Raw genomic sequence first — 22,731 nt, forward strand, 5'->3', positions numbered from 1 at the left:
CCGGGGCTGACGACGAAGTTGGCCTCGGGCGTTCTACACTTGAGATGTTAGCGCTGCCACAAGCGCAACGACCGAAACGAGGAACCCATGAGCGGCGCAGCAGGCACCAGCGACCACACGGCAACCGGCGGCAGCCCGGCCGCCAGCGAGGCGGGCGGGGTGCATCAGAGAGCAGCGGATGCGCCTGCCGCAGCCGCCGAGGCCGGGGGCACGCGCGGCGTCCTGTCGGGCATCCGGGTCCTCGACTGCTCGATCGCCATGGCGGGACCCTTCGCCGCCCAGCGGCTGGGCGACCTCGGAGCCGATGTCATCAAGGTTGAACCGCCAGCAGGTGAGTGGCAGCGCCACGCGCCAGCGGGCGGCGCCGCCGGCAACGAGATCAACGTGTCGTTCCTCTCCCTCAACCGCAACAAGCGGTCCATCGCGCTCGACCTCAAGTCCGACGACGGTCGCGAGGTACTGCGGGAGCTTGTCGCGACCAGCGACGTGTTCCTGCAGAACTACCGCCCCGGCGTCGCGGGCAGGCTCGGCGTCGACTACGAGACGCTCCGCGAGATCAACCCCAGCATCGTCTACGTTTCGGTCTCCGGCTACGGCGAGGATGGGCCGTACCGGATGCGCCCCGGTCAGGACCTCCTGCTGCAGGCCATGAGCGGCGCCATGCTGTCGACCGGCCGCGACGGCGAGCCCCCGCAGGCGGCCGGCCAGTACCTGGTCGACGCGATCACCGCATCCACTGCCTTCGAGGGCGTGCTGGCCGCGCTCTTCCACCGTGAGCGCACCGGCGAGGGTCAGCTCGTGACGGTCAACATGCTCGACGCCATTACAACCCTGCAGATGCAGGAGCTCTCGGTCTTCACCGCCGGCGGGGTGCCACAGCAGCGAAGCGCGGAGCCGCACGCGCACGTGTACATTCGTTCGCCCTACGGGTCGTTCGCGACGTCCGACGGGTTCATCGTGCTCGCGATGCCCGACCTGGAAGAGCTCGGGCGCACGATCGGGGAAGACAGCTTCATCGGCCTCCACACCCTCGACGACTCGTGGCGGCTGCGCGACGAGGTGTTCGCGAAGACCGCCGCGCGGCTCGCGACGAACACGAGCGCGCACTGGCTTGATGCCTTCTCGAAGACCTCCATCTGGGCTGGCCCCGTCTACGGCTACGCGGATCTGGTCGCCGATCCGCAGATCGCGCACAACGGCACGTTCGTCGAGTACGAGCACCCCACGGAGGGCCTGGTGAAGACGCCCGGGTTCCCGTACAAGTTCTCGAAGACGCCCGCGCGCATCGACCGCGGGGCGCCTCTCACCGGCGAGCACACGCGCGAGATCCTCAGCGAGTTGGGCCACGCGGCGGCTCACATCGAGGAGCTCGCCGAGCGCGGAGCGATCGCGGTTCGCGAGACCCTGACGCGCGCTGAGGCTCAGCTGGGTGGCGCGGTGGCGGCCGACGGTACGGCACGGCCGGGCGGGTCGGATGCGGTGCTCACGGGAGAAGGCGCGCCCGAGTCGGTCGCGGCAACCGCTGCGGAGGCGACGGCGCCTGGTTCTGCGGCATCTAGCGCGGCGGCATCCGCTGCGGCTGCACCCGGCGCGGCCGCACCCGCTGCCGCTGCCTCGCCGGACGCGCAGCACTCGGAAGTCGTCGGCGAACGATCATGAGCGACGCATCGCCGTCGGTGACGGCATCGAGCGGTCCTCCGCCGCGATACCGCGGGCTGACCTGGGACCACCCCCGGGGCCGCCACGCGCTCGAGGCCGCCGCTGCGGCTGCTGCGGCCGAGGGGAGCGTCGAGATCGAGTGGGATGCGCATCCGCTCGAGGGCTTCGAATCAGCCCCGATCGCGGAGCTCGCCGACCGGTACGACCTCATCGTGCTCGACCACCCGCACCTCGGCGAGGCGCTGGCGAGCGGCTCGTTCGTGCCGCTCGACGACGTGTTCGACGCCGCGACGCTCGCCCGCATCGCGGGCGACGCGATCGGCCCGAGCTTCACCTCCTACGCCCTTGATGGCTCGCAGTGGGCGTTGCCCCTGGATGCGGCGACGCAGGTCGCGGCGGCGCGCGTCGACCTCATCGACGGCACGGTTCCGGGCACCTGGGATGAGGTGCTCGCCCTTGCAGAGCGCGCCCCCGTCGCGCTCTCGCTCGCCGGCCCGCACGCCTTCCTCACGTTCGCGTCGGTCCTCGCCGGAGCCGGCGCTCCCGTCGCCGACAGTCCCGCCGAGGGAACGCTGTTCTCCTCCCGCGAGGTCGCGCGCGAGGCGCTCCAACTGCTCGGCGCCATCGCCCGCCGGTCGCCGGTCGAGACCCACACCGAGAACCCCATCGCGCTGCTCGAACGCATGGCCGGCACCGACTCGCTCGCCTACGTGCCCCTTGTCTACGGCTACGTCAACTACTCCACGCGCTCGCTGCAGTTCCGGGATGCGCCCCGCTGGGCCGGCTCCGCCCGCCCGGGCTCCACGATCGGCGGCACCGGCATCGCCATCTCGAAGCGCTGCCGGGTGACCCCGGAGCTGGCCGCGCACCTCGCCTGGCTCCTCGACCCCGAAACTCAGCGCACGTTCATCCCGCAGCACGACGGGCAGCCAGGCCTGCGCTCCGCGTGGCACGACGCCGCCGTCAACGAAGCGGCCCACGACTTCTACTCGGGCACCGCCGCGACCATCGAGCAGTCGTGGGTGCGCCCGCGCTACGACGGGTACATCGCCTTCCAGACGAAGGCCTCCGAACTGCTGCGCGACGCCCTGCTCGGGGCAGGGGCATCGGGCAACGGGGTCACCAGTGACACGACCGCAGCTCGGACAGCCGCCGTCGCCACCCGGCACCAAGCCGACCCCGTTGAATCGTGCCTCGACTCCCTCGAGGCCGCCTACACCGCATCGATGCGCGTCGATGCAGCGGAGGCTCGCATCCACTCAGCAACCCCCACGACCTCAGGAGTCACCTCATGACCGGCAGCATCCCGCAGCTCGGAACCAACGAGATCCTCGTCGAGCTCGACGGCTCCACAGCGATCGTCACCATCAACCGTCCCGCGAAGCTCAACTCGGTGACGCAGGAAATGTCCGACGCGCTCGTCACCGTCGCCACCTGGGCCAACGAGAGCGACGACGTCCGCGTCGTCATCCTCACCGGCGCCGGCGAGCGATCGTTCTGTGCAGGCAGCGACATCCGCTCGCTCGATAAGTACGCGACCCCCTGGGACTTCCGCAACCGCGAAGACTACTGCGACGCCCTCCGCGCCCTCCGCAAACCCATCATCGCCGCCATCAACGGTTACGCATTCGGCGGCGGGCTCGAGACTGCCATGACCTGCGACATCCGCCTCGCCGCCGAAACCGCGTCGCTCGCCGCCCCCGAGATCAAGCTCGGCTGGATCGGCGGCGGCGGTATGGCCTCATTCCTCGCCCACTCAGCCGGCGCGAGCAACGCCGCCATCATGCTCCTCACCGGCGACCCCATCTCGGCGCAGCAGGCCCTCGCCTGGGGCATCGTCTCCGAGGTCCTCCCGAGCGACCGACTGCTCGAACGGGCCCGCGAACTCGCCGCCGTCATCGCATCCCGACCGCCGATCGCCGCAGAAACCGCGAAAGCGAACCTGCGAGCCTCCTACAACATGGGCCAGGATGCGGCCGTCGCCTACGAACGCGACCTCCAGACCATCACCTTCGCGACCGCCGACGCCGACGAAGGTCGCGCCGCCTTCGCCGAGAAGCGCCAGGGCATCTTCCACCGCCGCTGACCGCAGATCGTCGGCGGCAGCACCGCCCCGCTACCGCCCGCGCCTCCGCTCACACCTCACCTACGAACCCCACCTTCGAACCCCACCTCCGATTCGGGATGGGTTCCTCACCTCGGGATGGGTAGGAAGCCATCCCGAGATGAGAAACCCATCCCACGTCAGGAACGCCGGGACAATGCGACCGGCACCCCACCCGACCGAGACGGGAGAGGCGAGGCAACGCGACCCGCCCCGGACCCGACCGAATTGCCACACACAACAACCCGACCCTCAGGAGTTCACATGACAACGCAGCAGACGGCAGCCGCCCAGCAGGCGCCAGAGGGATGGTCGGGCAGCGTCGCCCAGGCGCTCCCGGCCGACGGAACGACGGGCACGCTGGTCGGCCGCGTTTGGGACCCGGCGGTTGGCGGCCCCTCGCCCGTGTTGGTGACGAGCGAGGGCGTGTTGGACCTGAGCGGGGCGTTCGCGACGGTGAGTGACATCACCGAGTCAGCCGACTCAGCGGCTGCGGTGCGTGCGGCTGCAGCGGATGCGCCGAGTCTCGGCTCGCTCGAGGAGATTTTCGCGAACACGGAGCCGGATGCGCGCGACGAGTCGAAGCCGTGGCTCTTGGCTCCCGTTGACCTGCACGTGCTCAAGGCGGCGGGCGTGACGTTTGCGGTGTCGATGATCGAGCGCGTCATCGAGGAGCGGGTGCGGGGAGACATCGAGGCGGCGGCGCGGATGCGCGAGCAGATCCTCGCCGAGATTGGCACCGATCTCGCCAGCCTCAAGCCTGGATCCGAGGAGGCTGCCGCGCTCAAGACGTACCTGGTGGGGGAAGGCCTGTGGAGCCAGTATCTGGAAGTCGGCATCGGCCCCGACGCTGAGATCTTCACCAAGGGCCCGACGCTATCCGCCGTCGGCACCGCCGACCAGGTGGGCGTGCACTCCTCGTCGGAGTGGAACAACCCCGAGCCGGAGGTGGCGCTGCTCATCGCATCCACGGGCGCCATCGTGGGGGCGACCCTCGCGAACGACGTCAACCTCCGCGACATCGAGGGCCGCTCCGCGCTGCTGCTGCCGAAGGCGAAGGACAACAACGCGTCCTGCGGGCTCGGCCCGTTCATCCGCCTGTTCGACGGTGACTTCGACCTCGACTCGGTGCGCGGCATGACCGTCGAGCTCGACATTGTGGGGCTCGACGGGTTCACCCTGCACGGGTCGTCCGACCTGGCGCAGATCTCGCGCGATCCCGCCGATCTCGCCGCCCAACTGCTCGGCCCGCACCACCAGTACCCCGATGGGGCGGTGCTGATGCTCGGCACCATGTTCGCGCCGATCGTCGACCGCGACCAGCCGGACCGTGGGTTCACCCACCATGCTGGTGATGTCGTGCGCATCTCCTCGCCAGCCCTCGGTAGTCTGGTAGGCCAGGTACAGAGCAGCGAGGGGTGTGCGCCGTGGACATTCGGGATCGCAGCGCTCATGCGCAACCTGGCGGCCAGAAGGCTGCTGTGACCAGGCGGTCGACGCAGAAGGTGACGCTGACCGACGTCGCCGCGTCTGCGGGGGTGTCTCCGCAGACGGTCTCGCGCGTGCTGCGGACGCCGGACCTCGTGTCGGCAGACACGCTCGAGCGGGTGCAGTCGGCGATCGCCGCCTTGGGATACGTGCCCAATTTGGCCGCGTCGAACCTCGCGTCGAATCGGTCGATGACGGTCGCCGCGATCGTGCCCTCGATCTCCGCGTCGGTGTTCGCGGATGCGCTGCACGGGCTCGAGGCGATGCTCTCGCCGTCCGGGTACCAGCTGTTCATCGGCACCACCGGGTACAGCCCTGAGCACGAGGAGGAGCTCGTTCGAGCGTTCCTCGGGCGGCGGCCGGATGGCATGTTCATCGTCGGCGCCCAGCACACGGATGCGGCATCGACGCTGCTGCGCGCATCCGGCATCCCGGTCGTCGAGGCGTGGGACTCCAGCGAGAACCCGGTCGACAGCCTCATCGGCTTCTCCAACGAAGACGCGATCCGCGCCCTGGTCGAGTACGTGCGCGGCAAGGGGTACGCGCATCCGACGTTCGCCGGTTCCTTTCAGTCGGGTGACTTCCGAGCCGCGGCGAGACGCGCGAGTTTCGAGGCGTCCGTCGCAGAGCAGTACCCGGGTGAGCCGGTGCGGGTCGTCGACTCCGGGGTCGCCGCCGTCGACCTGGAGACGGGCCGCGCGCTCCTCGACGCGGCGCTCCGCGAGCATCCCGAGACCGACGCGCTCATGTTCGCGAGTGACGTCTTCGCAGCCGGCGCCGTGCTGGAGTGCGCGCGACGCGGCGTGGCCGTGCCTGGAGAATTGGCGGTGACGGGCTTCGGTGACTTCGAGCTGTCCTCGCACCTCACCCCGACGCTGACGACCGTGGCCGTGCCCAACCGTGAGATCGGCACGAAGGCGGGCGAGCTGCTGCTGGCGCGCATGAGCCGTGGCGGTGCGGATGCGCCTCAGGGCGAGACCGTCGACCTCGGTTTCGAGGTCGTCGCCCGCGAGAGCGCGTAGGCCCCGGGGCTGCCGCCTCGGCGTGCGCTCGCGACTGGGGCCAGAGTTGTGGCGTTCTGTAGCTGAGCGGCGCGCTGGCGGCGTTTTCCCACAACCTTGTCGGCGCGGCTGCTTGGTGCGGCGTTCGGGCCGGCGTGCGGCTCTGCCGCTCGGCGCGGACGTCCCGCTCTGCCGCTCGGCGCGGGCGTGCCGCTCGCCCGCCGGCCCGCACAGAGTTGTGGCGGAATGTGCTTAGCCCGCGCGCTGGCTGCACTTCGCCACAACTTCGGGCTCTCGGGCTCTCGGGGCTCGGGGCTCGGGTCTCGGCGCTCGGGTCTCGGCGCTCGGGTGCCGGCGCTCGGGACTTGCGCGTCTCCCGCGTCCGCCCTCCCGAGCGTCCGCCCTCCCGAGCGTCTCCGCCCTCCCGAGCGTCTCCGCCCTCCCAAGCGTCTCCGCCCGCCTGCCCCAACCTCACCGCCCGCGCAGATCTTTCCGCAGGATCTTCCCCGACGCCGACTTCGGGATCACGTCGATGAAGGCAACGGACCGCACTTTCTTGTGCGGCGCGACGTGCTCGGCGACGAACGCCTCGACGCCGGCTTCATCGAGCGTCGACCCTTCGCGGCGCACGACGAACGCCTTCGGGATCTCCTGCCCGTCCGCATCCAGCGCGCCGACGACGGCGGAGTCGGTGATGTCGGGGTGGGTGAGCAGCAGGGCTTCAAGCTCGGCGGGTGCCACCTGGTAGCCCTTGTACTTGATGAGCTCCTTGAGGCGGTCGACGATGCTGAACTCTCCGAGCGGCCCGACGGTGGCGATGTCGCCAGTGTGCAGAAACCCGTCGTCGTCGACAGCTTCGCGGGTCGCGTCGTCGCGTCCGAGGTAGCCGAGCATGATTTGCGGCCCGCGCACCCAGATCTCGCCGGGTTCGCTCTGCCCGTCGTCGACGGCTTCGATCTCCTCGCCCGTGTCGACGGAGACCAGCTTCACCTCGGTGTTGGCGATGGGCACACCGACTGAGCCGAGCGACATCCCGTTGTCGTCCGGCGGCAGCACGTGCGTGACGGGGCTCGCTTCGCTCATCCCGTAGCCCTGGCGGGTGCGGGTGTGGATGCGGTCGGCGACGGCCCGCATGAGCGCCGCGTCGATGGGGGCCGCGCCGGAGAACACCGACCGTACGCTCGACAGGTCGAAGTCGTCGATGAGCGGATGCTTCGCGAGCGCGACGGCGATCGGGGGAGCGATGAAGAGGTACGTGCATCGATGCGTCTCGATGATGCGCAGGAACTCGCCGAGGTCGAACTTGGGCATGGTGACGAGGCGTGCGCGCTTCTTGATGGCGATGTTGAGCAGCACCGTCATGCCGTAGATGTGGAAGAAGGGGAGCAGGGCGAGCACGACGTCGTCGTCTTCGACGTCGAGCACCGGGTAGGTCTGCACCACGTTTGCGACGAGGTTGGTGTGGCTGAGCATGACGCCCTTGGGCTTGCCGGTGGTGCCTGACGAGTAGGGGAGCACGGCGACGTGCGTTGCCGGGTCGAAGGTCACCTGCGGGGCGGGGAGGCCCGCGCTGAGCAGCTCGCGCAGGTCGTGGTACCCCTCAGCGCCGTCGAGCACGATGATCGCGTCTTGGTCGAGGCCGGCCGCGATCGCGCCTTCGTGGGCTTGGGGGAGCAGCGGGCTGACCGTGAACAGGAGTTTCGCGCCGGAGTCGCGCAGCTGGGTCTCGATTTCCTCGGCCGTGTAGAGCGCGTTGATCGTGGTCGCTGTCGCCCCCGAGCGGAGGATGCCGTGGAACACGGACGCGAAGGCCGGAACGTTCGGGCAGTGCAGGGCGACGACGTCACCGACGCCCAGGCCGCCCCCGGCGAGCGCGCCCGCGACGAGCTCGATCTGCTGCTTCAGCGCGGCGAACGTCGTTTCGGCGCCGCTCGTGCCGTCGACGATGGCGGTGCGTGAGGCATCCGCTTCGCTCAGCTCTGCGAACAGGAAGTCGAAGACCGAGACGTTCGGGATCTGCTCGTCTGGGTAGGGGCTCTTGAACACGGCGATCTCCTTTGATCGAAACGCATGCGGCCCGGCGGCCGGTCGAGCCGTGCCGGGCCTTTCAGCGGATGCACGTGGCGCATCCGCTCCCCATCTTGCGCACCCCAGATGGGAGGCACCCCAGCGCGCCGTCCTACCCGCGTGGGGCGACCGCGGCGACGGCTTCGATCTCGACGAGCTGATGGTCGTAGCCGAGCACGGTCACGCCGAGGAGGGTGCTCGGCACGTCGTGGTCGCCGAACGCGTCGCGCACGACTTCCCAGGCGGTGACGAGGTCTGCCTGCTTGGCGGAGGCCACGAGCACGCGCGTGCTGGCGACGTCGTCGAGGCTGGCGCCTGCGGCGGCGAGTGCGACGCGGAGGTTCTCGACGCACTTCGCCGCTTGGCCGGCGTAGTCGCCGACGGCTGCCGTGGTGCCGTCATCGTTCAGCGGGCAGGCTCCGGCGGGGAAGACGAGGCGCGCGCCGGCCTCGACCGACGACGCGTAGGCATACTCGGCGGCGTCGCTGAGCGCTCCGGCTCGGATCAGGGTGACGTAGCTCGACATCGGGTGTACCTCCAGAGGGTGTGCGGATGCAGGGGGTGGATGCGTAAATGCGGATGCGTGGATGTGGATGCGGATGCTCCCGCAACAACGGGTTCGCGTCGGCTCGCCAGTCGTTGCACCAGCTGAGCGCTCGCGGCCGGTCAGCTGGTGCGTCGAGGGCGTCGTCGTCGACGCGACCGCCTTGTCACGGCGCCTGAACTTGGGCAACACGAACAGCGCATCCACGACTCGGAAGCGGCGCAGCCAACACGCGAGGAACGCGACGGCGAGGGCGCCGAAGAAGCATGCCGGCAGCGAGATGTTCGGGTTGGTGACGCCGAGGTCGCTGAGGCTGTTCGTGATCCACACCTGCGTGGGGAAGTGCACGAGGTAGAACACGACCGAGTTGCGACCGATGTACTGCAGCCACTTGGCGCGGTCGTGGCTCTGCGCCCGGTGCGCGCCGGTGACCCGCCGCACGGCCATGACGGTGCCTGCGATGCCGGCGAGCACGACGGGCAGCAGTTCGAGCCGGTGCGCGTCGAAGCCGGCCGTCATGGCGTTGGTGTAGCCGCGATTGCCGGCGATGATGAAGGCCCCGAAGGCGGTCGCGATGGTGAGGCACACCCACATGAGGGTGCGCGTTTCGAGCCGGGAGAGGTGCGAGCGGAGGCGCACACAGAGGTGCCCGGCGAAGAAGAACCCGCCGTAGTAGCTGAGGTTCGAGAGGTCGCCGTCTGGCAGGGGCCAGCTGGCGAGCCAGAGCACGGCGGGTACGACGGCGAACCAGGTGCCCGGAATGCGCGCCAGCAGCGGCGCCACCGTGTAGTACACGGCGAGGAAGAAAATAAACCACAGCCAGTTGTTGGGGATCCAGAAGAACGGGTCGCGCAGGTCGGTGTAGCCCTCGGTGAGCATGCCGATGACCATCCACACGAGGTACGGCCAGATCAGGGTGCGCACCTTGTTCCAGTAGTAGGTGCCGGGCGGCTTCGCGAGCGATCGCGTCAGCAGCACGCCGGACAGCAGGAACAGCAGGCTCATCCGGTACGGCGCGAAGAACGAGTTGACGTCGTTCACGACCCGGCCCGACGTGATGCCCGCGAACATCCACGGGATCGCCGTCGCGTGCAGCAGCACCACGAGCAGGATCGCGGCGCCGCGGATGAGGTCCATCCAGCGGGCCCTGGATTCGCCGCTCGGGGTGCGGCCAGCTGCGGGCTGTGCGGACTGCTGGGAAGGTGAAGTCATTCCGGATGCGCGTCTGGTTGGGAGCTGCGGGGGCGCGACGGCTTCGCCTCGGCAGTCTTCGACCCTACGCGACTCGCGACGCGGGGCGTATTGCCTCGCCCGGATCCCGGAATCCGACCGCGCTCGCGGCCCCGCATCCGCCGCCCCGCATCCACGCCCCACCCTGATCCCCGCGCGCGCCCATGCCCCTCGAAGAAATGTGGCGAAGTGCTGTTCCGACGGTTCGGAACAGCACTTCGCCACAACCTTGTCGGCGGAGGATCGGGACCAGACCCCGCCCCTACCCGCCCGGCCCCGCCTTACCCGCGCTTGCGCCCGTACAGCGAAATCACGACGAGGATGATGGCCCCGTAGATGAGCTGCTGCACGTTCGAGCCGAGGTTGAGCACGGTCACGAGCGTCGCCACCTGGCCGAGCACGAGGGCGCCGCCGACGGTGCCGACGACCGAGCCTCGCCCGCCGAAAATGGATGCGCCACCGACGACGACCGCGGCGACGGAGGACAGCAGGTAGCTGTCGCCCATGGTTGCGGATGCCTGCTGGAAGTAGCCGACGATGACCATGCCGGCGAAGGCGGCGAGCACGCCGGAGACGATGTACCCGGTGATGCGGATGCGGTCGACGGGCAGTCCGGCGAGCCGGGCGGTCTCTGGGGCGGCGCCGACGAGGAACAGGGAGCGCCCCCATCCGGTGTAGCTGAGGACCAGTTGCAGCACGACCATGAGCACAAGTCCCAGGGGCAGCACTGCGGCCATGGAGAGGCCGAAGACGCTGATCTGCGCTGAGGTGATGGCGGTGATGAAGTCGGGGATCTGCGTGAGTTCCGAGAAGTTGAACTGCAGCAGGATCACGCCGAACAGGAGGCCGTTCATGGCGATCGTCGTGACGATGGGGGTGAGTCCGAGCTTCGCGATGACGAGTCCGTTGAGGAGGCCGATGACGGCGCCGGCGAGCAGCGCCCCGACGAACGCCCCGAATGGGCCGAGTGGCCCGACCATGGCGAGGAACGACAGCGCCGAGAAGGCGATCGTGTTAGGCACCGAGAGGTCGATGCCGGCTTGGATGACGGCGAACGTCTGCCCGAAGGAGGCGATCGAGAGGATGATCGCGAACGTCGCGGTGCCGATGAGGGATTCGATGGTGATGAGGTTCGGTCGGATGATGCCGCCGATGAGGAACAGCACGAGGAACGCGAGGAGCGGCCACACGCTGCGTGGGACTCGTGCGAGCAGCGACTTGGAGGGCGTGTACTCGACCTCGTGCTCGCCGCCGGCTGCGCCTTGGCCTGAGGTCGACCCTCCGGCGCCGGATGCTCCGGTGCCGCCGACTGCGGCCGGAACTGTCTGGGTCATGACCGTGCTCCCTTCCGAGCGAACGACACCTTGCGCCACACGACGGGGATGCCCACGACGGAGACGATGATGAGCGCCGAGATGACGTACTGCCAGTACGAGTTGATGCCTGCGAAGAAGAGCAGGTTGCCGATGAGGCCGAGCGTGATGCCGGCGAGGATCGTGCCGAGGATGCTGCCTCGCCCGCCCGTGAAGCTGGCGCCGGCGAGGGCGACGGCTGCGATGGAGGAGAGGAGGTAGGGGTCGCCGCTTCTCGGGTCGCCCGTCATGGTGGAACCGGCGAGCATGATGGCGCCGGTCGCGGTGAGGACGCCGGCGATGCCGAACGCGGCGAGTTTCGTGAGGCGGGCGTTGAGGCCGGCGGCGCGGATGCTGTCCATGTTGGATCCGACGCCGTAGATGTGCCTGCCGAGGGCGGTGCGTTGCAGCACGAACCAGAGGAGGACGGCGACGAGGGTGAGCCAGACGAGCGCGACGGGGACGAACGGGATGGCTTCGCCGCTGGTCGCGAGGTGGAACTCGGTGCTGATGTTGCCGCCTGGTCGGTCCATGACTTCTCGGGCGAGGGAGCCGAAGATGAAGGCGCTCGCGAGGGTGACGGCGATCGCGGGGAGCCCGCCGTAGGAGACGAGGAAGCCGTTGAAGAGGCCGCAGGCGAGGCCGGTCGCGAGCCCGATGAGCACGGCGATGGGTGCCGGCACGAGTTCGGTTTGGGCGGCGAAGACCACGTTCGAGAGGCTCATGATGGCGCCGATGGAGATGTCGATGCCGCCGACGAGCACGATCAGCAGCTGTCCGAGGGCCACGAAGGCGAGGGGGACGACGAGGTTGGCGGCGGTCTGCAGCTGGAACCGGGTCAGCAGCTCGGGGTTGATGATGATGTAGACGATCAGGAACACGACGAACGCGGCTGCTGGCGCGAATGCGCCCTCGCGCCGGAGCCTGACGAGTCCCTGCCTCCGCGCGACGGCCCGGGTGACCGGGGCAGCCGGGGGAGGGGTGACGGTGGCGGTCATCTGCTGTTCCTCGCTGTCTTCTGTCGTGCGGTCTCTTCGAGCTCGGCTGCGGAGACGGTCTGGATGCTGCCGGTCACGCCGACTGCGGCGCCGACGATGGCGTCCGCGGTGAGTCGTTCGCCGGCGAGTTCGTCGGTGACTTGGCCGTTGTAGAGCACCAGCACTCGGTGGCAGACGTGCACGAGCTCTTCGACTTCGGTCGAGAACCACAGCACGCCGACGCCTTGCCTGGCGAGGTCGACGATGGCGCCGTACAGCTCCTGTTTGGCGCGGACGTCGATGCCGCGCGTGGGGTCGTGCAGCAGGATGACGGACCGCGAGCGGTTCATCCACCTGCCGAACACGAGCTTCTGCTGGTTGCCGCCCGACAGTGCGCCGGCGGCTTCGAGGGGGCCGCGGGTGCGCACGGAGAGCGCTGAGAGCACCCCGTCGAGCCAGCCGCGCTCGCGGGCGAGGCGCGGCTTGCCGCCGAGCTGCCAGGCTTTGAACCACGGAGCAAGGAGGTTCTCGCCGACGCCGAGCTCGAGCGCGAGGCCCTCTTTCTTGCGGTCCTCTGGCACGTAGCCGAGGCCGCGGCGAACGCCGCGCACGGGGGTGAGGCGTGTGACGGTTTCGCCGTCGATGCTCCACGCGTCGGCGGTGGCGGCGGATGCGCCGAACAGGGCGCGCAGGAGTTCGGCTTGGCCGTGCCCCGCGAGGCCGCCGATGCCGACGATCTCGCCGGCACCGATGGTGAGGGAGACTCCGTGGACGCCCTCGGCGCGCAGCCCCTCGACCTCGAGGACGTCGCGTTCTTCGGTGCGCTGCGGCGGGTCGGGGAAGAACCGCTCCGCCTTGCGGCCGGCCATGAGCGAGATGAGCTCGTCGTCAGTCCAGGAGCCGCGAGCGAATTCACCGGCGAGCGCCCCGTCGCGCAGCACGATGCCGCGGTCGGCGATTTCGGCGATCTCGCCGAGGCGGTGCGACACGTAGATGACGCTGCCGCCGCGAGCGGTGAGTTCCCGGATGCGCGCGAACAGCCATTCGACGCCCGGGGGAGTGAGCGCCGAGGACGCTTCGTCGAGGATCAGCAGCTTCGGTTCACCCGCGAAGGCCCGCGCGATCTCCACGAGCTGCCGGTTGGCGAGCGAGAGGTCGGAGACGAGCGCGCGCGGATCGATCTGCGCCAGGTCGAGCGACTCGAGCAGTGCGCTCGCGGCGGTGATTGCCTTCTTCTGGGAGAAGCCGCGCAGCGGCGCCCCGTCCGGGAGGCTGAGGTTCTCGGCGACGGTCCATTCGGGCACGAGCGCGAGTTCCTGGAACGCGCAACGCACGCCGGAGCGTCGCGACAGGCGCACGCTGCCGGACGCGAGCGGCGCATCCTCGACCGTGATCGTGCCGGAGGTCGGGGTGACCGCACCCGCCAGCATCTTCGCGACCGTGCTCTTGCCCGCCCCGTTCTCGCCCACGAGGGCGAGCACCTCGCCGGGGTGGCAGACGAAGCTCACCCCCTGCACGGCCTTGACCGGGCCGTAGCTCTTGACCAGGTCGGTCGCGACGAGGAGCGCCTCGCCCGACGACTCGGGGCGAAGCGTTTCGCCCGTCGCCGCCCCGGGCGCCGCAGCTGGCAGGGTCGCCCCTGGGGCGGCGGCGCCCACTTCACTTGCATTCATGACTCGATGTGTCCTCGCTGATCGGTTCGAGTGGGAGCAGGCGGCGGCTCCGCCGTGGGCGGGAGCCGCCGCCGTCGCTGACTAGGAGCCGGAGTAGTACTCCATGACGTCCTCGAGCTTCAGGTCGAGGCCGGGGAAGTCGTAGCCGAGCTGGAAGTTCGCGGGGCGATCTTCGAGGCAGTAGTCGGCGGCGTTCTCGGTCGTGATCTCGAGCGGCGGGAAGAACTGCTCGCGCTCGATGTCTTCACCCTCGAGCAGCTTCACGGCCTGTTCGAGGCCCTTGGCGTAGATCGCGGGCTGGCCGAAGATCATGTTGCCCGTGTAGCCCTCTGGCGCGTACTTGACGAGCGCGCACGCTTCGCCGTTGTATCCGGAGCCGCCGACGGTCGGCACGAACGGGATGCCCGCCGCCTTGTACGCTTCCGCGACGCCCTGGCCGCCGGTGAGGAACGAGTACACGCCGCCGATGTCGGGGTTGGAGCGGAGGATGTTCGCCATCGACTCCTGCGCGGTCGCCTCGTTCCAGCCGTTGGTGTCCTGCGCGACGACGGCTGCGCCGCCGCTTTCGAGCGTGTCGATGACGCCCGGCATGGAGCCCTCGTTGAGCGGGACGCCGGCGAGGCCCTCGAGCACGGCGACATCCTTGTTGGTGGTGAGGTTCTCGAGCAGCCACTCTGCGCCGATCGTGCCGGCGCTCGCCCAGTCGGTCGAGACCGTGTAGACGTCCTCGCTGTCGTAGGGGCCGCCGTTGGCGATCACGGGGATGCCCTGCGCGGTCGCCTGCGCAATCGCGGGGTCTGCGCCGCTCGAGGAGGCGGGGTCGAAGAGGATGAGGTCGACGCCGTCGGCGATGAGGTTCTGCATGGCGGCGTTCTGCTGGGCTGCGTCGTTGTCGTCGGTGCGCACGATCTTGAGCTCGACCTTGTCGACGTATTCGGGGGAGTTGGCGAGGGCCTGCAGTGAGGCGAGGCCCATTTCGCGCCAGGCCTGGCCGCCGAGGGGCTGCTGGAAGCCGATGACGAACTTGCCGTCTTCGCCCCCTGCGGAGCCGCCACCGCCCTCTGCCGGCGCGCTGGTGCATCCGGCGAGCAGGACCACGGCTGAGGCCGCGGCGACGAGCGCTGAACCCATCCGGAAGCGGGACTTGGGTCGACGAGTGTGCATGATTTCTCCTTTGAAATCGGGCGGATGCTGCTGGCGTCGTGAGGTGGGAGGTGTTGGCCGCTGAGGGAGATCAGGGGCTGTTCGCCAGCTTGCTTGGTGACACTAGCCCAAAAATGGCAGCGCTACCAGTAGCGCTGCCAAATTGATTCGGGACAGTTCCCCGTGGTGATCATGCAGTCACCCATTGAATCCCCGGAACGGCACGCGATAGCGTCGAAGTCGTTCCACCTCCCCAGATGACGGCGGCAACGACCCAATGCTGCGTCGGCCCACATTGCCCTCCAACGAAGGCGTCCCCGTGTACCGTTCCAACGGCAATTTCGAAGCGTTCGCCCGCCCCAAGAAGCCCGCCGCCGTCGAGGGCAAACGGGCCCACTTCGTCGGCTCAGGGCTCGCCTCCCTCAGCGCAGCAGCCTTCCTCGTGCGCGACGCGCAGATGGCCGGAAGCGACATCACCATCTACGAGGAGCTCGCGCTGCCCGGCGGCAGCATGGACGGCATCTTCGACGAGCACAAGGGCTTCATCATCCGCGGAGGGCGCGAGATGGAAGCGCACTTCGAAACCCTCTGGGAGCTCTTCCGCTCGATCCCGTCGCTCGCCGAGCCCGGCGCATCCGTGCTCGACGAAATGTACTGGCTGCAGAAGACCGACCCCTCCTCGAACCCCATGCGCGGCATCTGGAAGCGGGGCCAGGAAATCGAAGACATGCAAGACCTCACCCTCACCCCGAAAGCCGTCGAAGAGCTCCTCAAGCTCGCCCTCACCCCAGAGAAGGACCTCGACGACAAACGCATCGACGAGGTCTTCACCGAAGAGTTCTTCCAGTCGAACTTCTGGTTCTACTGGGCCACCATGTTCGCCTTCGAGCCGTGGGCCAGCGCGCTCGAAATGCGCCGCTACATTCTGCGCTTCGTGCACCACATCGCGACGCTCCCCGACCTCAGCTCGCTGCGCTTCACCCGCTACAACCAGTACGAGTCGCTCATCCGGCCCCTCGTCGCCTACCTCGAAGACGCCGGAGTCACGTTCGTCTACGACACCCAGGTCGACAACATCATCGTCGCCAACGAAAACGGCGAGAAGGTCGCGACCGAACTCCAACTGACCACCGGCGGCGCATCCAAGACCATTCAACTGCAGCCAGAAGACCTCGTGTTCGTCACCAACGGCTCCATCACCGAATCGTCGACCTTCGGCGACAACAACAACCCGGCACCCGTCGTCACCGACCGCGGCGGCGCCTGGTCGCTGTGGAAGAACCTCGCAGCCCAAGACCCTGCCTTCGGACGCCCAGAGAAGTTCTGCGAGAACATCCCGGAAGCAAACTGGACCATCTCGGCGACCGTGACCCTCACCGACGACAAGATCGCCCCCTACATCCAGAAAATCACCGGCCGCGACCCCCGCGACGGCAAGATCGTCACCGGCGGACCCTGCAACTTCAAAGACTCCTCCAGGCTCTACGGATACACCATGAGCCGCCAGCCGCACTTCGAAGCGCAGGACCCGCAGAAGGAGCTCGTCGTCTGGCTGTACGGCCTGTTCTCCGACAAGCCCGGCGACTACATCAAGAAGACCATCCGCGAATGCTCCGGCTGGGAGCTCACCGCCGAATGGCTGTACCACATGGGCGTGCCCGTTGACCAAATCGACGACCTCGCGAAGAACTCCGCCAACACGGTGCCATGCAACATGCCGTACATCACGACGTACTTCATGCCCCGCGCCGCCGGCGACCGCCCGCTCGTCGTACCCGAGGGTTCCAAGAACCTCGCGTTCCTCGGCAACTTCGCCGAAACCGAGCGCGACACCGTGTTCACGACCGAGTACTCCGTGCGCACCGCCATGGAAGCCGTCTACACACTGCTCGAGATCGACCGCGGCGTGCCAGAGGTGTTCGCATCGTCGTTCGACGTGCGCACGCTCCTCAACGCGGTCTACTACCTCAACGACCGGAAGAAGCTCCACGAGGTGAAGCTGCCGTTCGCCGCGCGCGTGCTCGAGAAGGCCGCCCTCGCGAAGGCCAAGGGCACCTACGTCGAAGAGCTCCTGCAGGACGCGAAGCTGATCTAGCCGGGCGGATGCGCGGGGCGGCGGCGCGGCGCGAGCCCGCGTGACCGCCCCGCGCGTGCGCGTGCGCGCGCCCCGGCGCGAGACTGCGCCCCGCGCGTTCGTGCGTGCGCCCCGCGCGTGCGCGTGTGCCCCGCGCGTGTGCTCACCCCGCTCGTGCGCGCGCCCGGGGCGAGAGTGCGCTTTCGTGAGATGCCTCAAACCGCGCGCGAGATGCCCCAAAGGGTCGTGAAATTTCCTTGGGAATGACCCTTTGGGGCATCTCGCGCTTGCATCTCGTGGTTGGCCTCGTCTCTTGCCTGCTCCTCCTCTGCGCGAGATGCCGCAAACGGTTGTGAAGGTGCGCTTCGCCGCTCATCCTCTGCGCGAAATGCCGCAAAGGGCTGTCATGTTCCCTTGGGAATGACCCTCTGGGGCATCTCGAGGTTGGCCTCGTCTCTTGGCGGCGCCTTCTCTGCGCGAGTTGCCGCAAACGGTTGTCAAGTTGCGCTTCGCCGCTCTCCCACCGCGCGAGTTGCCCCAAAGGGTTGTCATGGTCCCTTGGAAATGACCCTTTGGGGCATCTCGTGGATCTTCCTCGCCTCTTGGCCGCATGTTCATATCGCGAGCTGCCGCAAACGGTTGTGAAGGTGCGCTTCGCCGCTCATTCTCTGCGCGAGATGCCGCAAAGGGCTGTCATGTTCCCTTGGGAATGACCCTCTGGGGCATCTCGAGGTTGGCCTCGTCTCTTGGCGGCGCCTTCTTTGCGCGACCTGCCGCAAACGGTGGTGCAGGTGCGCTTCGCCGCTCTCCCACCGCGCGAGTTGCCCCAAAGGGTTGTCATGGTTCCTTGGGAATGACCCTTTGGGGCATCTCGAGGTTGGCCTCGTCTCTTGCCGGCGCCTTCTTTGCGCGAGTTGCCGCAAACGGTTGTCATCGTCCCTCGGGAATGACCTTCTAGGCATCTCGTGGCGGGCATGTGGCCTCTCGTCTTGCCGTCGACTCGCCCGTTTCCTTGGGCGCGTCGGCTGCGCCTTTTCTGCGCGAGATGCCGCGAAAGGTCGTCATCCTGCGCCTGATAGCGACCCTTTGGGGCATCTCGCGAACGCGGCCGCGCCTCGCGACCTGCCTGGGTAGGGTGAGCCTCGACGAGGGGATGCGACGTGGGATCACTTGCGGAAGTTTCGGCGGCCGTCGGCGCAAAGACGCGGGCCCAGCTCGAGGAGACGCTGGGTCGCAGAGCCGAGCTGCTCGGGCTCGGGGCAGATGCATGCGGCTCGGCGGGCCGAAGCGGCCCGATGGATGCGCAGCAAGCGTCGAGCATGCCGTCGGCGTTGGCGTCGGCGTCGGCGTGGGCCTCGGGCGACGGGGCTGATCCGGTTTCGGACGGCACGCGAGCTCGTGGCAGCACGCTGGCACTGGACGCCACGCTAACCACGGGCGGCACGTCGGTTTCGAGTACCACGCCAGTCGAGGGCCGCACGGCAACGAGGCTCCCAGACAGCACGCCGGCAACGGCGGCGGACAGCCCGGTCACCCGCCACGACTGGGTTGCGCAGCCCATGCACTCGGACGCGGCAATCCGGGCGCAGACTGGTCGGGGCTGGGACGACTGGATCGACGCGATCGACGCCGGTGTGGGCCGCGACGCCAAGCATCCGCAGATCGTCGAGTGGGTCATGGCCAACTCGGCCCAGAACGGCTGGTGGAGCCAGGGCATCGCCGTCAGCTTTGAGCGTATGACCGGTCGCCGCCTCGCCGGGCAGATAACGGATGGCACGTTCACGGCGAACCGCTCGCGCACGCTACCGGTCGACCGTGAGGTGCTGCGCGAGCTGATCGCCGCCGACGAGACGAGGGATGCGCTGCTCGGCTTCGAGACCGAGTTCCGGTCGAAGGCCGCGTCGAAGACCTACAAGGTGCTCATCGCGCGCGATGGCGAGCCGCTCGGCGGGCTGCTCTTCACCTTCGATACCGCCACGAACGGGCGCACGAAGCTCGCCATCATGCACGAGAAGCTGCAGCTCCTCGACGAGATCGAGCTCTGGAAGGCATACTGGGGCGCTTGGCTCGACGCGCTCGAGGCGGCGCTGCCGTAGCCCGCCCGCACGTCCCGCGCATCTACCCCGCCCGCCCCTGCCCACGCAGAGCCGAAACATGCGGGATAAGCAGGTTCCCGAGGGCGTCAAGCTGCATTCTTCGTGTGGATGCCCCCGACCGGTGGGTGTTTCGACCCGGACTCGGATGCGCGTGCCGGTCAGCGCGCGCCGCGCTCCGCATCCGCTGCCCCGTCGGCGCCCGCGACCAGGTCTTCGCCGGCATCGTCGGCGTCGGACCCACGGAGCTTCGCGATGCCGCTCATGAGGTGGTAGACGACGAGCGTCGCAACCGTGCCGAGCACGATGCCGCCGAACGTCACCTGGCCGCTGTTGATGGTGAAGTCGCCGATGGCGACGATGAGGCCGACACCCGCCGTGAACTGGTTCGTCGGCGACGAGAAATCGACCTTGTTCTCGAGCCAGATGCGCACGCCGATGATGCCGATGAGCCCGTAGAGTGCGGTCGTGATGCCGCCGAGGACCCCGCCCGGCACGCTCGCGATGAGCACGCCCACCTTTGGTGAGAGGGCGAGGAGGATCGCGGCGATCGCGGCCACCCAGTAGGCGGCCGTCGAGTAGACGCGGGTCGCCGACATGACGCCGATGTTCTCGCCGTACGTGGTGGTCGGCGAGCCGCCGCCGAAGCCCGACAGCACCGTCGCGAGGCCGTCGGCGAGCAGGGCGCGGCCGGCCATCGGGTCAAGGTTGCGGTTCGTGAGCTGCCCGACGCCCTTGACGTGGCCGACGTTCTCGGCGATGAGGGCCAGCACGACCGGCACAAACATGAGGTAGACGAGCAGATGCTCGGCGGCGAAGACGGGTGTCGTGAACGTGGGGAGTCCGATCCAGGCGGCTTCGTCGAGGCCCGAAAGATCGACCTGGCCCATGAACGCGGCGACGATGTAGCCGACCACAACGCCGATGAGGATCGACAGTCGGCCAACCATGCCCTTGAACGCGACCGCGACGACGATGACCGTGAGCAGGGTGATCGACGCCACGATGGGCGACGCCTCGAAGTTGTTCTTCGCGGCCGGCGCCAAGTTGAAGCCGATGAGCGCGACGATCGTGCCGGCGACGACCGGGGGCATGAGGAGGTTGATCCAGCGGGTGCCCGCGAGGTTCACGATCAAGCCGACGATCGCCAGGAGCGCGCCGACGACGATGACACCGGCGAGGGCGACGCCCTGCCCGTCCGAGGCCACGGCCGCGAGGATCGGCGCGATGAACGCGAACGAGGAACCGAGGTAGCTGGGCACCCGGTTGCGGGTGATGAGCAGGAACAGCATCGTGCCGATGCCCGAGAAGAGCAGGGCCGTCGACGGCGGGAAGCCCGTCAGCAGCGGCACGAGGAAGGTCGCGCCGAACATGGCGACGACGTGCTGCGCGCCGAACCCGATGGTGCGCGGCCACGTGAGCCGCTCCTCAGGTAGCACGATGTCGCTTGCGGGGACGTTCTTGCCGTCTCCGTGCAGTTTCCAGGGGAGTGCCACAGCGGTCTCGCTTCCAACTCGTTCGGGGGATCGGCCTGCGCTGGCGGAGCGGCGCGTGACCTCTACGAGATTAGGCGATGTGGCGGGCGGGGTTGACGGGCCTCCGTGTCACTTAGAGTGACGTGAGGCCGAGATCGATCGCCGTGTGCGCCGAGATTCGCCCCACGTCACTCTGACTGTCAGCGAGCTCGTCGCACCGCCGACCTCGGGCGGCATCGAGCACCGTCAGCGCTGACTACGCTTGTCCCGTACCGCGAGCAGCACGATCAGGGGAGCCGCATGAGCGCCAGCCACGAGTCCGCAGCCGATCACGAGCAGGCGGAAGCGGGCGACCTTGGTCACGCGGCTGCTCCGACCCGCGCGACGCGGGTAGCGCCGACGAGGCGTGGCAGTGGCTCGACCTTCCGGGAACGCCTCGACTCGTTCTTCGAGATCACACACCGCGGCTCCAACGTGCCGCGCGAGATTCGCGGTGGCCTCGTCACCTTCATGACGATGGCGTACATCGTCATCTTGAACCCGCTGATCCTCGGCGGCTTCTCGCAGGACCAGGCGACGCTCGATGTCGAGGGCGGCTGGCTCCAGGCGTCGCAGGTGGCCGCGGTCACGGGGCTGACGGCCGCCGTCATGACGATCCTCTTCGGTGTCGTCGCCAACCTGCCGTTCGGTCTCGCGGCGGGTCTCGGCATCAACTCGTTCCTCGCGGTCAACGTGGTGCAGCAGGTCACCTGGGCTGAGGCTATGGGGCTCGTCGTCATCAACGGCCTCGTCATCGTCGTCCTGTCGGCGACGCGCTTGCGCGAGATGATCTTCCATGCCGTGCCGCCGCAGCTGAAGACGGCGATCACGGTGGGCATCGGCTTGTTCCTGGCGTTCATCGGGCTCGTGGATGCGGGCTTCGTCACGTCGTCGGGGAACGCCTCCCCTCCCGTCCAGCTCGGTGTGGGCGGTTCGGTGACGACGGTGCCGACGCTCATCTTCGTGATCGGACTCATCGTCATGGGCGTGCTCATGGCACGCCGCGTCAAGGGCGCGCTGCTCATCGGCATCGTCGGCACGACGATCGTGGCGGTGGCGGTCGAGGCGATCATGAAGCTCGGCCCGGCGTTCGAGAACGAGGGCGGATGGTCGCTCAACGTGCCGACGTTACCCTCGCAGATCGTGTCGGTTCCGGATCTCGGTCTCATCGGGGCGTTCGACTTCGGGGCGTTCGAGCGCATCGGCATCCTGGCTGGCGTGATGCTGGTCTTCACGCTGGTGTTCACAAACTTCTTCGACGCGGTCGGCTCGCTCACGGGCCTCACGCGCGAGGCCGGCCTGCAGGACAAGCAGGGCAACTTCCCGCGCCTCAAGTCGTCGCTCGTGGTCGAGGGCATCGGCGCTGTCGCGGGTGGGGCGACGTCGAGCTCGTCGAACACGATCTTCGTGGACTCGGCCGCTGGCGTCGGCGAAGGCGCGCGTACGGGTCTCGCGAGCGTCGTGACGGGCGCCATGTTCCTGCTGGCGATGTTCTTCACGCCGTTGACGCAGATCGTCCCGCTCGAGGTCGCTGCCGCCGCCCTGGTGGTCGTGGGTGTGCTCATGGTGTCGCAGGTGCGCGAGCTGAAGTGGGATGACTTCTCGGTCGCTCTCCCCGTGTTCCTCACGATCGTGGTCATGCCGCTCACGTACTCGATCGCGAACGGCATCGGCGCTGGCTTCATCTCGTGGGTGCTGGTGCAGACGCTCACGGGGAAGGCACGCCGGGTGTCGCCGCTGCTGTGGATTGTCGCGGTCGGGTTCCTCATCTACTTCGCGCGCGGTCCGATCGAGGCCGCCTTCGCCTAGCTC

The 22,731-nt window shown here is 68.4% G+C and carries 15 protein-coding genes and 1 pseudogene; 8 read left to right on the plus strand and 8 right to left on the minus strand.

The window, feature by feature from the left end; genetic code table 11:
- Nucleotides 1-87: 87 nt before the first annotated feature.
- The 5 genes from ACPYN9_RS11700 to ACPYN9_RS11720 all read left to right on the plus strand — a co-directional run bounded on the left by ACPYN9_RS11700 (nt 88) and on the right by ACPYN9_RS11720 (nt 6,273).
- A complete protein-coding gene (locus tag ACPYN9_RS11700; protein WP_424466706.1) occupies nt 88-1,659 on the plus strand; it encodes a CaiB/BaiF CoA transferase family protein in 1,572 nt (523 codons plus the stop codon).
- Nucleotides 1,656-2,954, plus strand: a complete 1,299-nt coding sequence (locus tag ACPYN9_RS11705; protein ID WP_424466707.1) for an extracellular solute-binding protein — start codon at nt 1,656-1,658, stop codon at nt 2,952-2,954. Before ACPYN9_RS11700 ends, ACPYN9_RS11705 begins: the two co-directional genes overlap by 4 nt.
- Complete coding sequence (locus tag ACPYN9_RS11710) at nt 2,951-3,745, plus strand: enoyl-CoA hydratase/isomerase family protein (protein ID WP_424466708.1); 795 nt, start codon at nt 2,951-2,953, stop codon at nt 3,743-3,745. The genes ACPYN9_RS11705 and ACPYN9_RS11710 overlap by 4 nt, the downstream gene beginning before the upstream one ends.
- 282 nt (nt 3,746-4,027) lie before the next feature.
- Complete coding sequence (locus ACPYN9_RS11715) at nt 4,028-5,248, plus strand: fumarylacetoacetate hydrolase family protein (protein WP_424466709.1); 1,221 nt, start codon at nt 4,028-4,030, stop codon at nt 5,246-5,248.
- Nucleotides 5,245-6,273: a LacI family DNA-binding transcriptional regulator gene (locus tag ACPYN9_RS11720; protein ID WP_424466710.1), complete on the plus strand. Its 1,029-nt coding sequence runs from the start codon at nt 5,245-5,247 to the stop codon at nt 6,271-6,273. Before ACPYN9_RS11715 ends, ACPYN9_RS11720 begins: the two co-directional genes overlap by 4 nt.
- 450 nt (nt 6,274-6,723) lie before the next feature.
- Here ACPYN9_RS11720 and ACPYN9_RS11725 read toward each other — a convergent pair whose 3' ends face one another.
- The 7 genes and pseudogenes from ACPYN9_RS11725 to ACPYN9_RS11755 all read right to left on the minus strand — a co-directional run bounded on the left by ACPYN9_RS11725 (nt 6,724) and on the right by ACPYN9_RS11755 (nt 15,259).
- Entirely contained in the window at nt 6,724-8,298 is a 1,575-nt protein-coding gene (locus tag ACPYN9_RS11725; protein ID WP_424466711.1) for an AMP-binding protein, read from the minus strand.
- Nucleotides 8,299-8,431: 133 nt separating this feature from the next.
- On the minus strand, nt 8,432-8,845 hold the full coding sequence (locus ACPYN9_RS11730; RefSeq protein WP_424466762.1) for a RidA family protein: 414 nt from the start codon (nt 8,843-8,845) through the stop codon (nt 8,432-8,434).
- A gap of 258 nt (nt 8,846-9,103) precedes the next feature.
- Nucleotides 9,104-10,075, minus strand: a pseudogene (locus ACPYN9_RS11735) (acyltransferase family protein); the annotation flags it as partial.
- Nucleotides 10,076-10,374: 299 nt separating this feature from the next.
- Nucleotides 10,375-11,427: an ABC transporter permease gene (locus ACPYN9_RS11740; protein WP_424466712.1), complete on the minus strand. Its 1,053-nt coding sequence runs from the start codon at nt 11,425-11,427 to the stop codon at nt 10,375-10,377.
- Nucleotides 11,424-12,443: an ABC transporter permease gene (locus ACPYN9_RS11745; RefSeq protein ID WP_424466713.1), complete on the minus strand. Its 1,020-nt coding sequence runs from the start codon at nt 12,441-12,443 to the stop codon at nt 11,424-11,426. Before ACPYN9_RS11745 ends, ACPYN9_RS11740 begins: the two co-directional genes overlap by 4 nt.
- Nucleotides 12,440-14,095 carry a sugar ABC transporter ATP-binding protein gene (locus ACPYN9_RS11750; RefSeq protein ID WP_424466714.1) on the minus strand — a complete coding sequence of 552 codons (1,656 nt, stop codon included), beginning with the start codon at nt 14,093-14,095 and terminating at the stop codon, nt 12,440-12,442. Before ACPYN9_RS11750 ends, ACPYN9_RS11745 begins: the two co-directional genes overlap by 4 nt.
- A gap of 81 nt (nt 14,096-14,176) precedes the next feature.
- Nucleotides 14,177-15,259, minus strand: a complete 1,083-nt coding sequence (locus tag ACPYN9_RS11755) for a substrate-binding domain-containing protein (RefSeq protein WP_424466715.1) — start codon at nt 15,257-15,259, stop codon at nt 14,177-14,179.
- Nucleotides 15,260-15,557: 298 nt separating this feature from the next.
- On the opposite strand from ACPYN9_RS11755, the gene ACPYN9_RS11760 reads away from it, so the two are divergent.
- Together ACPYN9_RS11760 and ACPYN9_RS11765 are read left to right on the plus strand one after the other, a co-directional pair.
- On the plus strand, nt 15,558-17,333 hold the full coding sequence (locus tag ACPYN9_RS11760; protein WP_424466716.1) for an oleate hydratase: 1,776 nt from the start codon (nt 15,558-15,560) through the stop codon (nt 17,331-17,333).
- Nucleotides 17,334-18,472: 1,139 nt separating this feature from the next.
- Complete coding sequence (locus tag ACPYN9_RS11765) at nt 18,473-19,408, plus strand: hypothetical protein (protein WP_424466717.1); 936 nt, start codon at nt 18,473-18,475, stop codon at nt 19,406-19,408.
- Between the two features lie 158 nt (nt 19,409-19,566).
- Here ACPYN9_RS11765 and ACPYN9_RS11770 read toward each other — a convergent pair whose 3' ends face one another.
- Nucleotides 19,567-20,901 carry a uracil-xanthine permease family protein gene (locus ACPYN9_RS11770; RefSeq protein WP_424466718.1) on the minus strand — a complete coding sequence of 445 codons (1,335 nt, stop codon included), beginning with the start codon at nt 20,899-20,901 and terminating at the stop codon, nt 19,567-19,569.
- Nucleotides 20,902-21,180: 279 nt separating this feature from the next.
- Between ACPYN9_RS11770 and ACPYN9_RS11775 the strand changes: the two genes are divergently transcribed.
- Nucleotides 21,181-22,728: an NCS2 family permease gene (locus tag ACPYN9_RS11775; protein ID WP_424466719.1), complete on the plus strand. Its 1,548-nt coding sequence runs from the start codon at nt 21,181-21,183 to the stop codon at nt 22,726-22,728.
- The last annotated feature ends 3 nt before the right edge of the window (nt 22,729-22,731 follow it).

The organism is Pseudoclavibacter helvolus (assembly GCF_049707175.1).
Classification (GTDB): domain Bacteria; phylum Actinomycetota; class Actinomycetes; order Actinomycetales; family Microbacteriaceae; genus Pseudoclavibacter; species Pseudoclavibacter helvolus_A.